14 protein-coding genes are annotated in these 13432 nt (G+C 53.9%); 2 read left to right on the top strand and 12 right to left on the bottom strand.

Annotated features, from left to right (window positions below; genetic code table 11):
• Window positions 1-58: 58 nt before the first annotated feature.
• The 3 genes from WHS46_11265 to WHS46_11255 form a co-directional block, all read right to left on the bottom strand.
• Window positions 59-1252 (bottom strand): ABC transporter substrate-binding protein, encoded by a 1194-nt coding sequence (locus tag WHS46_11265; protein ID MEJ5349252.1) that lies wholly within the window; start codon window positions 1250-1252, stop codon window positions 59-61.
• Between the two features lie 86 nt (window positions 1253-1338).
• Window positions 1339-2175, bottom strand: coding sequence for a 3-keto-5-aminohexanoate cleavage protein (locus WHS46_11260; protein MEJ5349251.1), 837 nt, complete (start codon window positions 2173-2175; stop codon window positions 1339-1341).
• Window positions 2172-3002: an IclR family transcriptional regulator C-terminal domain-containing protein gene (locus WHS46_11255; GenBank protein ID MEJ5349250.1), complete on the bottom strand. Its 831-nt coding sequence runs from the start codon at window positions 3000-3002 to the stop codon at window positions 2172-2174. Before WHS46_11255 ends, WHS46_11260 begins: the two co-directional genes overlap by 4 nt.
• Window positions 3003-3266: 264 nt before the next feature.
• Between WHS46_11255 and WHS46_11250 the strand changes: the two genes are divergently transcribed.
• Window positions 3267-3803, top strand: coding sequence for a hypothetical protein (locus tag WHS46_11250; protein MEJ5349249.1), 537 nt, complete (start codon window positions 3267-3269; stop codon window positions 3801-3803).
• A 95-nt stretch (window positions 3804-3898) separates the two neighbouring features.
• On the opposite strand, the gene WHS46_11245 is transcribed toward WHS46_11250, so the two are convergent.
• The 6 genes from WHS46_11245 to WHS46_11220 form a co-directional block, all read right to left on the bottom strand.
• Window positions 3899-4351 (bottom strand): 4Fe-4S dicluster domain-containing protein, encoded by a 453-nt coding sequence (locus WHS46_11245; protein MEJ5349248.1) that lies wholly within the window; start codon window positions 4349-4351, stop codon window positions 3899-3901.
• A gap of 30 nt (window positions 4352-4381) precedes the next feature.
• A complete protein-coding gene (locus tag WHS46_11240; GenBank protein MEJ5349247.1) occupies window positions 4382-4885 on the bottom strand; it encodes a 4Fe-4S dicluster domain-containing protein in 504 nt (167 codons plus the stop codon).
• A gap of 3 nt (window positions 4886-4888) precedes the next feature.
• On the bottom strand, window positions 4889-6940 hold the full coding sequence (gene fdhF, locus WHS46_11235; protein MEJ5349246.1) for a formate dehydrogenase subunit alpha: 2052 nt from the start codon (window positions 6938-6940) through the stop codon (window positions 4889-4891).
• A complete protein-coding gene (locus WHS46_11230) occupies window positions 6937-7491 on the bottom strand; it encodes a 4Fe-4S dicluster domain-containing protein (GenBank protein ID MEJ5349245.1) in 555 nt (184 codons plus the stop codon). Before WHS46_11230 ends, fdhF begins: the two co-directional genes overlap by 4 nt.
• A 21-nt stretch (window positions 7492-7512) precedes the next feature.
• Complete coding sequence (gene cooS / locus WHS46_11225) at window positions 7513-9396, bottom strand: anaerobic carbon-monoxide dehydrogenase catalytic subunit (protein MEJ5349244.1); 1884 nt, start codon at window positions 9394-9396, stop codon at window positions 7513-7515.
• 620 nt (window positions 9397-10016) lie between these two features.
• On the bottom strand, window positions 10017-10493 hold the full coding sequence (locus WHS46_11220) for a PilZ domain-containing protein (GenBank protein MEJ5349243.1): 477 nt from the start codon (window positions 10491-10493) through the stop codon (window positions 10017-10019).
• Between the two features lie 368 nt (window positions 10494-10861).
• On the opposite strand from WHS46_11220, the gene WHS46_11215 reads away from it, so the two are divergent.
• Complete coding sequence (locus tag WHS46_11215) at window positions 10862-11233, top strand: hypothetical protein (protein ID MEJ5349242.1); 372 nt, start codon at window positions 10862-10864, stop codon at window positions 11231-11233.
• Window positions 11234-11329: 96 nt separating this feature from the next.
• Here the strand turns inward: WHS46_11215 and WHS46_11210 are convergent, their stop codons facing one another.
• From WHS46_11210 to WHS46_11200, 3 genes are read right to left on the bottom strand one after another with little or no spacing between them, the layout of a single operon-like run.
• Window positions 11330-11899 (bottom strand): adenylyltransferase/cytidyltransferase family protein, encoded by a 570-nt coding sequence (locus WHS46_11210; GenBank protein MEJ5349241.1) that lies wholly within the window; start codon window positions 11897-11899, stop codon window positions 11330-11332.
• Between the two features lie 25 nt (window positions 11900-11924).
• On the bottom strand, window positions 11925-12620 hold the full coding sequence (locus tag WHS46_11205) for a CDP-alcohol phosphatidyltransferase family protein (GenBank protein ID MEJ5349240.1): 696 nt from the start codon (window positions 12618-12620) through the stop codon (window positions 11925-11927).
• Window positions 12617-13432, bottom strand: coding sequence for a sugar phosphate isomerase/epimerase (locus tag WHS46_11200; protein MEJ5349239.1), 816 nt, complete (start codon window positions 13430-13432; stop codon window positions 12617-12619). The genes WHS46_11205 and WHS46_11200 overlap by 4 nt, the downstream gene beginning before the upstream one ends.

Below are 13432 nucleotides of genomic sequence, written 5' to 3'. Positions count from 1 at the left end.
GTCGTGCCGGTGATATGGAAGGATGCATCGGGGCGGGAATGCCCCGCCCCGATGGAGGTTATTTCTTCTTCAGCTCACCGGTCTTGACATTCATAGGATACACCACCACCTGTTCTTTGTTTTGCCACTGCACAATCAGCATAGGCGGCTGCCACTGATGGTAACGGTAATCCCCCTTTTCCAGACCAAATTGAACAACACCGCTGCCCACTTCCAAATGCGTCTTTTCTAGGGCGTCCACAATCTTTTCACTGTCCGTGGAACCTGCTCGGCGAATGGCGTCGGCGGCCACCAGCAGCACGTCGTAAATGGAACGGGATTTGTAATCAGTGGGTTCTTTACCGAATTTCTTTGTATAGGCTTCCCGATATTTCTTGGAGACGGGATTGAAATCCACCTTGCTGTGCATGCGAGAAAGGAAAAGTTCCAGATTGCCGGCATCGCCTACATTCTGCCAGAATTCGGGCCAGAGGCTCGGAGGGCCGGCCCCTTCCAAAATCAGGGCTTTTTGTGGAAACAAGCCTGTTTCGTTGGCCTGAGCGATAAAGTAATGGACTCCAAAACCATAGATGAAAGCCAGCACAAGATCCGGCTCAAACGCTGAAATTTTGTTCAATTCCGTGTAATGATCCTGGCTCTGACGTTCCGTTTCCACGGTCATGAAGGTCACGCCCATGGCCGTCAAGCCGTCTTCGGCCAGTTTCTTGATTCCCAAACCCCAGTCGGTGTTTTCCGCCACAATGGCCACCCGCTTGAAACCATAGTCCTTTATGAACCCCAGCAGATTGTCTTTTACGACCCCGCTGTTACATGGCCCGGCACGAAACACGTATCGGGAATTCTTAGCCGTGATGTCGTCCGCCCAGGCTTCCGCGATAATCAGTGGATGTTTGTAGCGATCGGCGATGGGGACCTCGGCCAACGCACAGGAAGAATGACTCTCTCCAACGGTCACAACCACCTTGTCGCTGGTGATGAGCTTTTCAAAACCCGAGGCCGCTTTTTCGGGGGTGCCACCGGTGTCTTCAAAAACCACTTCCATCTTCTTGCCCAAAATACCACCCTGCTCCCCGTTGATCACATCCAGGGCCAAGGCAATGCCTTCCTCAAAAGCGGCGCCCGTTGCCGCCGCGGGCCCGGTTCGAGGTCCCACGACCCCGATCTTGATGGTTTCCGTAGATCCAGCACCAGCAAATCCGAAGAGGCACAACCCTAGAACCAGTGAAACCGACAAAACTTTTCGCCACATCATTCGAAGCCTCCTTCCTGTTGAGCCCATAAAACGAAGGGAAAGATTCGACCTCTCCCTCCACACGATGCTTCCCATCCACTTTACCGTCATTGGGCAATGACGGAGCTTGCCCTTGTGAGTCCGAGTATGGAGCGTGCTTCGTCGGGTGTCGCCACCTCCCGGCCCAGTTCCCTGGCAATTCGCACGATTCGCTCCACCAGTTGCTCGTTGGACGCCAGTTCCCCCTTTCGGTAGTAAATGTTGTCTTCCAACCCCACGCGAACGTGCCCGCCCATGACAATCCCTAGAACGTTCATGGGCAACTGCGCGGCACCAATGCCCGAAACCGTCCAGGTGGCATCGGAAGGAAGGCTAGCTTTGAGATGGATCAGGTTTTCCGCAGTGGCGGGAATGGCCCCCTTGAGGCCCATGACAAAGTTGAAGTGAAGGGGTGCCTGCGCCAGGCCGCGGGCCCACAAATCCAAAGCGTTGGCGATCATGCTCGTGTCGAAGATTTCCATCTCCGGCTTGATGCCGTAACGAAGCATGTCGGAAGCCAATTTTTCAATGAGGCTCGGGCTGTTAACGTACACGGAATCAGGAAAATTTACGGATCCCGTGGTCAAGCTGGCCATTTCCGGGCATAGGGCAAGACGCTCGCTGCGCTCTTCATAGCCCATGCCGGCACGCCCGCCTGTGGAAATTTGAATGATCAGCCGAGATCGTCCTCGAAGGTCTTCGACCACCTCCTGGAACAGGTCGAAGCGCGGTGAGGGAGCCTGCGTTTCGGGGTCGCGCACATGCACGTGAACCATAGCCGCTCCCGCAGATTCACAACGCAGTGCGCATTCCACGATTTCCTTGGGAGTGATGGGCACATGGGGAGTCTTAGCTTTTACGGGCAAGGAGCCCGTGGGCGCGACGGTAATCACCAATTTTTTCATGCATCTCCCTCTCGCTGCCGATGAACGCGTCGAACGGAGACCTGCTTGGCCAAAAGATCCGAAATGGTGTGAACCGTTTCCTTTAACCGAGGCAGGCATTTTGCTACCAAAGCCTCCACCGTGTAACGGCTTGTGGGCACAGCCACATTGACCGCCGCTACCGGTTTGCCGCGTTTGAGAACCGGCATGGCGATGGAACGCAACCCCACCGAAAGCTCCTCATCGTTGACCGCATAGCCTTGACGCCTTATGAGATCCAGCTCCTTCTGAAATGCGTCTCGAGAGGTGATGGTTCGATGTGTCAGGCCATAAAGAGGCAACTGCTGCAGAAGCTCCTCACGTTCCTTGGCTGGTAAGAACGCCAGGATCGCTTTTCCCATGGACGTGCAATGAATGGGCAGCCGAGCACCGATATGGAGCGGGTGCTTCATGATGGGCTCGGTGACATACCGATCCACGTAAAGAATTTCCATGCCTTCCCGGACGGCCATGTTCACTGTTTCTTCCAAAGATCGGGACAATTCCTGAAGGTAAGGCTCGGCCACCTGCCGAATATCCATGCGACTCAAGGCTGCATAGCCAAGGCTGAGCATCTTCGGAGCCAAGTGATAGTATTTGTCCGGGGTTCTGTGCACGTAACCCAATCGTACCCACGTGTAACAAAACCGAGAAACGGTCACCTTGTTCAGGCCCACAGCTTGGGCAATCTCTGTCAGGTTAAGGGGTCTATCGGCCTGAGACAACACTTCCAGCACCGCCATGCCCCGAGCAAGGGACTGAATAAACGTCCGAGACTCGTCCTCCGGAATCGTCACTTTTGGCATCATGCTGATCACTCCCAAAGGGTTTAATGAATTTCACAGTGCAAAGGATGGTTCTGCTAAGTAGAAAATAGTTGGAAAGGTGTCAAGCCGATTCCTCAAAGAACCGTCTTTGGGCACACAAGCCATGAAGAAATTTTTGCACGCGGTGCGGTCGCGAATTGCCTCGTTGTTTTGCATGGCCGATCCTTCCCCATTGCCCATTTTTTGCCTAACTCGTATAGTTACACAAAATCGGAAATGGGCCTTGCCTGATCAAGGAGCCTTGCCATGAAAACGTTCCGAACATTTTGCTGGCGAGCTTGGGTGCCGACGGTGCTTTTAATCTGTTCTTCGGTCTCAGTTCTGCAAGCGCAAACCGGTTTTACGGAAAAAGACCGGCAGACCTTGACCGCACTTCAGTTTCGTGTCGAGGAAACGACCAAAGCCATCGAGACGCTTCGTCAAGACACCAACAAGCGTTTTGAAGAGCTTCGAGAAGACATGAACAAGCGCTTTGAGTCTGTGGACAGGCGTTTCGAAGAGCATCGGGAAACGATGGACAGGCGTTTTGAATCGGTGGATAAGCGTTTTGAGCAGCTCATCCACTTCCTCTATATTCTTGCAGGTATTTTCACGACCTTGGTTGTTGCCGTGATTGCCTTTGCTTATTGGGATCGAAGAACCATCATTCACGAAGCTCGACGGCAGACAATAGATCATCTGGAAAGGGAAGGTATTGTCCGCCGGATCGTTCTCGCCCTTCAAGAATATTCCCAAAAGGACGGAGATCTGCGCCAAATTCTGAAATCTTTTAATCTCTTATAGTTCTTCCATCGACGCGTTTTCTGACCTTGTTCTGTCGCGCCGCGGGAAAGAGCGGTTTGCGTTGGTTGTCATAGAGGATGCGTACCGGAGCGCCTTTATGGCCATGGGAAGGTGCGGGTGGCAGCTCGCAAACGGTGCGCTTCTTCTTCACGCCGACATGGCGGACAAAGAGGCATCCAGTCAGGAGGTATCTCGGAGGATTCTATAAGCTCCTTGAGTTTTTCTTCGAGAAGACGACGAAGTTTGTCCGTTGTGTGAGGTTGGCCGCATTTTCGGCACGGCATGAGGCTTATGGACCATGTGAAGGTCATAGACACGGGGCTTTCCTGGGAATCTTCTAAGGGCTTCAAGACAATGGCGTCGACGGGGCAGACCTTTTGGCAGGCGTCGCACAGAGCTTCGCAGAACCATGGAGCCGAAAAAAGCCTTTGAGTACCTTCATCATGAAATGCAATCCCTTTTTCAGGGCATGCTGCAACACAGGCAAAACACCCGCAGCATTTTTCCACGTTAATCACAAGCCGTTGCCTTTGTGTTGGTGTTTTCATGTTAGAATCCTTTAGGAGCTTAACGCCGGTTTATCGAGGTGCCTGTCGAGTTTTCGTCCCAAAGCTCAACGTACGGGGTTCCATGATTGTTGCAAGGTTTTGAGACACGCGACGTTGCTTAAGGGCAACGTCTGGATCATCCCTGATAGCTCCCGTCGGGCAGGTGAGCACACATGCGGGTTGTTTTCCTTGTCGGCGGCGGTTGGAACACAGGTCGCATTTCAACAGCCCTGAAGCCTCAAAGGGGTTAACGGTCAAGACTCCAAAGGGACAGGCGACGGCACACCAGCCGCAACGTGTGCATCGATCCTCCAGGAACACAACACCGTTGCTTTCATTCCACTGAAGCGCCTGTTCCGGACAGACGACGACACATGGGCTGTTTTGGCAATGGCGGCACATGAGCGGTGCTGGAAGCCCTTCGGCAAAGGCTAGATGAAGGCGGGAAGGGGTTCCATGAGCCGCCTCGCAAGCGGCTTCACAGGCAAAGCATGCGGTGCAACGCCGAAAGTCTACATAAAGAAAGGCGTTCATGGTCTAGCCCTCGATCACTTTTTCCAATCGGCACGCGGCCGATTTGTATTCTGGAATTTTCGCCTGAGGATCCAAGACATCTTGGGTGAGTCGGTTGGTTTCAGGAAAATGAAAGGGGATAAAAACGACGCCGGGTGTGATGGCTCGGGTGAGGTGCACCTGAGCTTTTATCGATCCTCGGCGAGTGATAACCCAGACATGGTCTTGAGACTTCAGACCCTCACGGGCGGCGTCTTCAGGGTGCACTTCCACGGTAAGATATGGGGCTCGGGAAAGGAGGCTTTCCGTGCGTCGTGTCATGGCCCCACTGTTATAGTGCAATGTCATTCGGCCGGTGGTGAGGCAAAAAGGATAATCGGCGTCGGGTGTTTCAGGCAAACCGGCAAATTCCAAGGGGTAAAGCTTGGCCAATCCGTCTTCTGTTGCGAAACGGTTTTCGTACAGCACAGGTGTCCCGGGGTGAGCCTCATCGGGGCATGGCCATGGGATGCCGCAGGTGCTTTGACGAAGCCTTTCCGGCGTTATTCCCTTATAAGCCGGTACCGCATGTCGAATCTCTTCCAAAACATCTTCCGGACTTTCATAGGGAAAATATTTTGCTAATCCCAGCCGATGCGCCAGCGAGACAAGAATGGCCCAATCCGGCCGAGCTTCTCCCGGGGGAGGGACAACTTGCGAAGACCACTGCACTCTTCGGTCGGTGTTGGTGCGAGAGCCGCTCTTCTCCGCCCAGGCTGCAGCGGGAAGCACCAGGTGAGCCAACTCGGCCGTTTCTGTCAAGAACAGGTCCACTACAAGGAAAAATGGCAAACGCTGGAGAGCTTCCCGAGTTTTCGAGCTGTTGGGACTGGTCACCACCGGGTTTTCTCCTATGGCGATAAGGCTTTGAATGGTTTTCCCTGCGGCCTGTTCGATTTCAGTGACCGTGAGCCCGGCTGTGGTAGGCAGAGTTCCCGAGGGTAGGCCCCAAGCTTTTTCAAAGAAGCTTCGAGCTTCAGCATCTGTCACAGGCCGATACCCAGGAAGAAGGCCGCTTAACGCTCCCATGTCACAGGCACCTTGCACGTTGTCCTGACCGCGCACGGGGAAAAGGCCTGAGCCTTCCTTGCCTACATGACCGGTGACCAAAGCGAGAGCGGCGCAGGCACGAACTGTTTCCGTGCCGAAAACATGCTGGGTGACTCCCATACAGTAGATAAGGGCCGCTTTTGAGGCAGTCGCATAGAGTCGTGCCGCTCTCACAATATCTCGAGCGGGAACACCGGTGATCCGGGCGGCCCAGTGAGGGTCGGTTCGCATGACCGAAGCTCGCAGAGCTTCCACGCCGGTGGTCCTGTCGGCGATAAAGCGATCGTTCTGAAGACCTTCCTGAAAGATGACGTGCAGCATGGCAGCAAAGAGTGCCAAATCGGTGCCGGGACGCACCGGCAGGTAAAGGTCGGCGATCCAGGCGGTTGGCGTGCGTCGAGGATCCGCCACAAGGATACGAGCACCGGCGTCTTTCGCCTTCTGAACCCACTGAAAGGCTACCGGATGATTTTCAGCCAGGTTGGACCCCACGAAAAAGAGGCAATGGGATCGAGCAAGATCCCATAGGGGATTGGTTGCTGCCCCCATGCCGAGCATAGGACCGAGACCTGTCAAGGTGCTGGCATGGCATAGTCGGGCGCAATGATCCACGTTATGGGTTCCTAGAACACGCGCCAGCTTTTGCACTAAATAGTTTTCTTCATTGGTGCCTTTGGCTGTGGCAAGAAAGGCCAAGGACTGAGGGCCATGGGTCGAAAGGATCCTTTGAATTTGTTCGGCGGCCGTATCCAAGGCTTCATCCCATGAAACCCGTTTCCAACCTGAAGGAGAGCGTCGAAGTGGGTGTGTCAGGCGTTGTGGATGGGAAAGAATATCTAAAGCTGCATGTCCCTTGGCACAAAGACGGCCGGCATTGATGGGAGCATCAAGGGCGTACTCCAATCCCGTGATCCGGCCGTTTTCCACGACGAGATCCAAATGACAACCGACCGCGCAATAAGGACAAACGGTGCGAACAGTTTTCATGGGTTTCCGATGCTCCCGGTTGCCACAAAATCAGCTTCGGTGCCCGCCGTTCGGGCTGCCTCCACGAAACGACGCACGGTACGACGACGTCGATCCAGCAGAAAATCTCTTTCCAAAACAAGGGCCTTGGTTGGGCAGGCTTCCACACATGCCGGCAGGTCTCTATCGGGACATCGATCACATTTGACCACGAAAAGATCCCCAGCTCCCGGTTGGATCACGCCAAAAGGACACGCCATGACACAAGCATGGCAGCCGATGCAGCGATCCACGCCGTAAACCACCAAGCCGCTTGCTTCGTCAAAACGGAGGGCTCCCGTTGGACAACATCGAACACAGGGGGCATCTTCACAGTGCCGACACAGAAAAGGAGCGGGGCTCTCGGCCGCCTGTTCCACAAAGATGCGCCGCTTCGGCTTTGGCTCTTCCAAAATTGCCACTGCGAGTGAGCCACTTCGAGAATGTGCCACTCGGCAGGCCAGCTCGCAAGAATGGCATCCCACGCAACGTTCAAACCGAACCATCACCCTTTCTCGAATGCTTTCTGGCATTTTCTTCTCCCCTTGTCAGAATCAAAGGCCCAAGGCTTTCCTCTTTTGCCGAATATGATTGACAATGCGTTCTGCCGCTTTCTCGGGATCGGGTTCCACGGCAAAAGAAGCTCCAAGCAGTCCCTCGATGTCTTCTGTAAGCAGTTTGACAATTTTGGGGCTGCCGAAAATGGGCGGGGGTGTTCCGAGGACAGTAAAGACACCGGAAGCCACCGCATAACAAGCGATGGAAACGGCTTTTTCCGAATACCATTCAGGGGCTGCGGCAGCCAAAGGAAGATCAGAAATGTCGGTCCCCAAAGTGTTAGCCAATGTGGCAGCCAAATTCAAAATGCGGACATTGTCTACACAGCTTCCCATGTGCAGAACCGGCGGAATGCCAAGAGCCTTGCATACTCGCTGAAGACCCGGGCCGGCTTGGGTTGCAGCTTCCGGAACCTTCAGTCCCGCCTTGGCGTGGGCGACCGCTGCGCACCCTGTGTCCACCACCAAGATGTCGTTTTGGATAAGGCGTCGTGTGAGGGTAACATGGCCGGAATCGTGCTGAATTTTTGGGTTATTACAACCTACGACGCCAACCGCTCCTTGAATGTCTCCCGATTTGATGGCTTCGATGAGTGGTGTCACGCTTCCTCCTAGAGCGGCGACAATGGCTTCCACACTGAATCCGGCGAGCATTCTCGTGGGAGCGTTGGGTGCGGGTTGAATTTTTGCCGGAATACGACGGGCATAATTTTCCACTGCCAGTCGGACCAGTTCCCGGGCTTTGGCTTGAGCCGTTTCCGGATGGAATTCATGGTGAGCCATGTGCGGATACTTGGCTTTATCGCTCGTGGAGATCATCAGTGTGTGATAACAGGTGGCGATTTCGCCCAGGGATGGCATGATGCACTGGTAATCTACAAGCATCATGTCCACCAGACCGGTGCTGAGAGCCAGTTCCGTCATAAGATGGTTTCCGGCCATGGGGATTCCGCGACGCATGAGCAGTTCATTGCCCGTGCAGCACAGCCCAGCCAGGTTGATACCTTTAGCGCCTTTTTGAGAAGCCAAAGCCAAAAGTTCCGAATCCTGAGCCGCTTCGTAGATCATTTCAGACACAATGGGATTGTGGCCATGGAGGACGATGTTCACTTGGTCCTCTTTCAAAACCCCTAGGTTGACTTCCGATGTCACAGGCTGGGGAATACCGAAAAGAATATCGGAGATTTCCGTGGCGATGAGGGAACCTCCCCAACCATCGGAAAGAGCGTTACGCAGTCCGTGGAGCAGGAGGCTTTGCCAGTCGTTGTCCACGCCCATGTGAGTTCGATGCATCATTTCCGAGGTTTCCCGGTCGATTCCTCGGGGCGTGATGCCCAGCTTATTCCATATGGCTCGGCGTTTTTCAGGAACACGAGCAAGAAAGGTTAAAGCCTTTTTGCGAGTTCCAAATTCCTCTTCCATGGCGTAGGCAAGTTCCACCGCGAGGGCGGACGGTGTCTTGCCATCTGAGGCGATGCCGAATTCCGCGGCCACTTTTTGCAGTTTTTCCACACTGCGAATGGTGTATCCTGGAGCGTAGCCTTCCCCTACTTTACGGAGCACTTCCACCAGATCCCGTCCGTGATCGGAATGAGATGCCGAACCTGCGGCAATCATGCGCCCGAGATTACGCGCGACAATAATATCCGCATCTGCTCCACAAATACCGCGCTGAGGCCCTTCTCCGAAGGGATCGATACGGCATGGCCCCATGGAACAGTTACGGCAGCTCAACCCCAGTTCGCAAAATCCGCATTGGGGTTTTTGAACCTCGTAACGGTCCCACACCGTTTCCAAACCATCCTGAGCGGCCTTCTGAAGGAAAATTTGCCCGTCTTCGGTGATGGTTCGCGCCTGAATCTCTGCTTTCTTAAGTAACATGGCTTCAGCCCTCCTTGGGATAGACTTTCAAATCTTCCCGTTTTCTGAACGGAATCCAATGCCATGAAAGACACGAAGAATAGCCCGTGAGAACGCGGCGCCTCGGTATGGGACGTCTTTTCCCCAGAACCTTTGTGGCAGGACCTTCCCGCTTTCATGACGGTCCTTTCCGAATTCCAGCAACATGCCGTGCCTTCTGGGTTCCTGAATGCGTGAGAAATTACACAATACTTATCGCAACAGATAAAGATTGGTCAAGGGATGGGGAAATGGCCCATACGGGTTTGTCCTAAAGAGGAGATTTGGGGGTTGAGACCTTGTGTCGCACGAATAAAAGCTCCAAGGGAACCGGAGTGACTGCCGCTGCGGGCCCTGAGCCTGAACCGCCCGGGAAACACGTGGAAGAAGGGCCGTTTTCGGGAAAGTTTCCAGGAGGCTGTCCGAGAAAGCACAATGAGCGTTGTCTCGAATGCCATTTTTAGCTAGAGCCCAGGTGACGCCTTGCCTCTATAAACCTGAATCTGGGCTACACCCTGGGATGGGAGCGCGTGTCCAACCCGCTCTTTGTGCGGACGTAAGGCAAGCGCTTCCACAGCCAAAAACTATTCTCGGACAAGGTTCTAGGGCAAGAGAAAAAAGGACAGGGCCTTTTGGGAACCGGAGTCAAAATCCACAAAAGAGACGCCTACACTTTTGCCTTCAATACGCCGTACTTCACCCGTAACCTTGATAAGGGACTTTCGTGCATCGTTTAGGGAAATCTCCAGATGAACCAGGTCCCCCACCTGAAGGTCATGGGGCAAAGGTGTTTGAAAGCGACAGCCATGCTGTGAGATGTCCAAGACAATCATCTGACGAAAGGGGGAACTGGATTCCTTGGTTTTTTTCCGATATTCTCCAAAAAGATAGGTGGGTTTACGATAGGCTTGGCGGACTTCAAAGGAGACTTTAAAAGTATGCCCGCATAGGCAGCGGACCTTAACCGTTTTGTTCTGCTGAGCCATGGACGAGGCCGGGACACTGCGGCTGAAACCGCATTGAGGACAAATGATCGTTGCTTTACCGTCCTGGGAGACAAAGACTTTGTGCTGTGTCATTCTTTTCCCTGATTCTCTCTCATGGAGTGTGTCTGGAAACGATCTTCTTCCTGGGAGCGCGATCGCCCCTGCCGTACAAACGGCGGGCCAGATGCAGCCCTCTCAGGAAAAGCCCTGATTCGGCCTTTTTGGGGCGAGGCGTCGCCTTGCCGCTACTATGACATGGCATTGAAGGCCTTGGTATTGCGAATTCTCGGACAAACTCACGGTGACCTCCCTTCGGCGCTTTCGGAGTCGATGGCTTTCGCCTTTCGCTCGTGCCTTACTGACGGTGCCATTTCGACTCATCGTCATATTCGGCCCGTTGAAGCCGAACCTTTAGCATATTTTTCCGATCTTTGACGAGATTTGGGATAGGAGGATGGGGTATGAGTCGAACCATGCAAATCGATGTTCGGTTGGTTCCGGTTTATGAGCAAGGTCGGTTTGATCAGCTTTATCCAGGCTGTGCCGCGATGTTTCGAGACGTGGGAAAGAATCGCCTGGTCCAGGAGCCCCCCGCGCTTTACCATCTTGTGGAGGAACTGGAACGGACGGCGCGAGATCCAAAGGTGTCTTCGTTATGGAAAAAGGTCCTGGATAAACACATTCCAGAACTGGCCCGTTGCCGGGACGAAGCCCGAGAGGCGCTCCTGGCAAAGGAACTTCGAGACTTGGACCGGATCTTATACCGTTTGGAAGATCTCTTTCAGGAATTGGACAGAGACCTTCGCTGGGAAGTCCCTTCCGGCAAGGCATGAAAAACCGCTTCTCGCTGCAAACGTGCAGAGCCCTGCTTCAGGGTTTCTGGATGAGCACGAAATTTCCCACTGGGTCTTGTTCCTGCTGAGCCGGTTTCAAGAGGAAGGCGGCATGGCTCGAAGCCGTTCGGCGATCTTCCATTCTCGAACAAGTTGAGCGGTCGATTCAGGCACAAGATGCTCCCAGGGTAGGTCTTCTCGAAGGCGACGCCGCACTTCAGTACCGCGAATACCTTTTTCGTGTGAAGATTTTTCCCATAGCACATGGGTTTTGAGGCCGAGAGACTGAAACATGCCGAGCTTCTTTCGTCCCCAGTCGTCGTAGATGGTGAGAAAAAAGACGGCGTCCAAAGGAACATAGTATCGATAGCGTTCCGGAAAATTCACGGGGAAAGGCACTATTGTAAAATCCTGTAATGGAACACCGTGACTTTCCAGGGCGCGGCGAACCATCAGCTGTCTTTCATAATAGGTCAGGGGGTTGGCTTCGGGGTCAGTTCGATGAGGATCCGTCTCATCTTTGGCCGTTAAAGCGGGTTCAGGATTCGTGATACCGACCACTAGGTGCTCACAAAGGGCTTTGCCAGCCAGAAGATAGCGAAGATGATCGAGATGGAGAATTTGAAACCGCCCGTGAATAACTCCGCACCGTGCCAAAAGTTCCATAGCGTGACCAGTCCTGCTTTAAATCTTATTTGAAAGACCTGGCGCGGCTTCCAGACGCCCGGACATACAGCAGCCTGCGCACGACAACCGTGTTGCTGATTCCCGCCAAGGCAATCAGGGCTGCTGCAGGAGCCGCCTTCCAAAAAACCGTAGCCCAAGCGGCAAGGATCATGATGCTGGTGCGCGTTCCTTTGCTTGCCAAAGTGGGTGGTCCAAGGCTCAGCCCCAGAGTTTCCGCTCGCGCTGTCGTGTAACTTATCAATTGGCACCCTAGGAGAGCCACCGTGCCCAAAGGAATGAGAATCCCTAAGGAAATATTCGGCATTTCTTGAGCAATGAAGGCGCACATGCCCACCATCATGGCTCCGTCGGCATAGCGATCCAAGGTGGAGTCCCAAAAAGCTCCCCACGACGTTTCCAGACCTCGCAAGCGAGCCAGCTGCCCGTCAACCCCGTCCAAAACCTGCGCCAAGGCCGCGAAACACCCGGCGGTAAAAGCCCATCCCAGTCCAAAAAACAACCCCGCGAGAACTCCCAGAGCACTGGACGCCACCGTGATCATCCAGGGATGGATGCCGGGAACCGACGCAAGATGTGGAGTCACGCGTGACGAAAGGTGAACTTTGATCCAGCGCAGAACAAAGCGGTCGCTGGGTTTTGTCTGCCAAGGCTCTGACGATGACAACGCCAAGGTTTTCCTTTCGTTGAGCGGCCCTTTCATGGACTCCAAGTGACGAGATTTTCCTCTCCGTTTGAAAGCCTCAAAAAGGCTTGAACGACCTTCAGTGTGCTCAGAATGGCGCGGGCATCCCTCAATTCCAACACCCACCATGCACACAAAGGAAGTGTTTGAAGCAAATTCAGTCTGTCGGTCACATCCTCCATGGAATCAGGTGGAAGATGCCTGTCCAGCCATTCCCGATGATAGACATGGGCGTTGAGGATGCGATTCCTGTGCGGTGAAACAAAATCCTCCAGATCAAAACGTTCTGTCACGATGGAAGGGCTGACAACCGCATGGCCGATATCAAAAGTCGCCCATAGACCGGTTTGCCGCAACATTTTTTCAAACAGCTCCGGGCGGCTGGTCCAGCCCCACGCCAGGTTTTCCAAGCAGAGGCGAATGCCGAGCTTTCTGGCGAAACCATTCAACTTCGTCAGGTTTTCCAAGGTTCTTTCCCAGGATAGGTCCACTGTTGTGTTGCGTCCGAGCCCCACATGAATGGTGAGGCTTTCACCGTTAAGCTTGGAAACCAGGCGACAGACGTTTTCAAAAACTCGAAGGGCTTCATGAGCCTTTTCGGGATCCTGGTCTCCCAAGTCCACATTGGGAAAGGCCGCATGATAGCGCACTTCCAAAGGTCGAAGATGCGAAACGTGCCGAACCAGCTCGGAAGCTTGCCTGGGATTTTGAGGAAGCTCCTTCAGTGTGAGACTCCAGTCCACGCCGTCCAGATGACATTCCAGGGCAAAGCGGCGAAGCGCATGGACATCTTTTGTGAAATTTGGACAGGCAAGCTTTGGATTGGTCAT

The sequence above is a fragment of the Desulfosoma sp. genome (genome assembly GCA_037481875.1).
Lineage (GTDB): Bacteria > Desulfobacterota > Syntrophobacteria > Syntrophobacterales > DSM-9756 > Desulfosoma.
The sequence above is the reverse complement of the archived record's forward strand: the minus strand, read 5'-3'. Positions and strand labels throughout refer to the sequence as shown.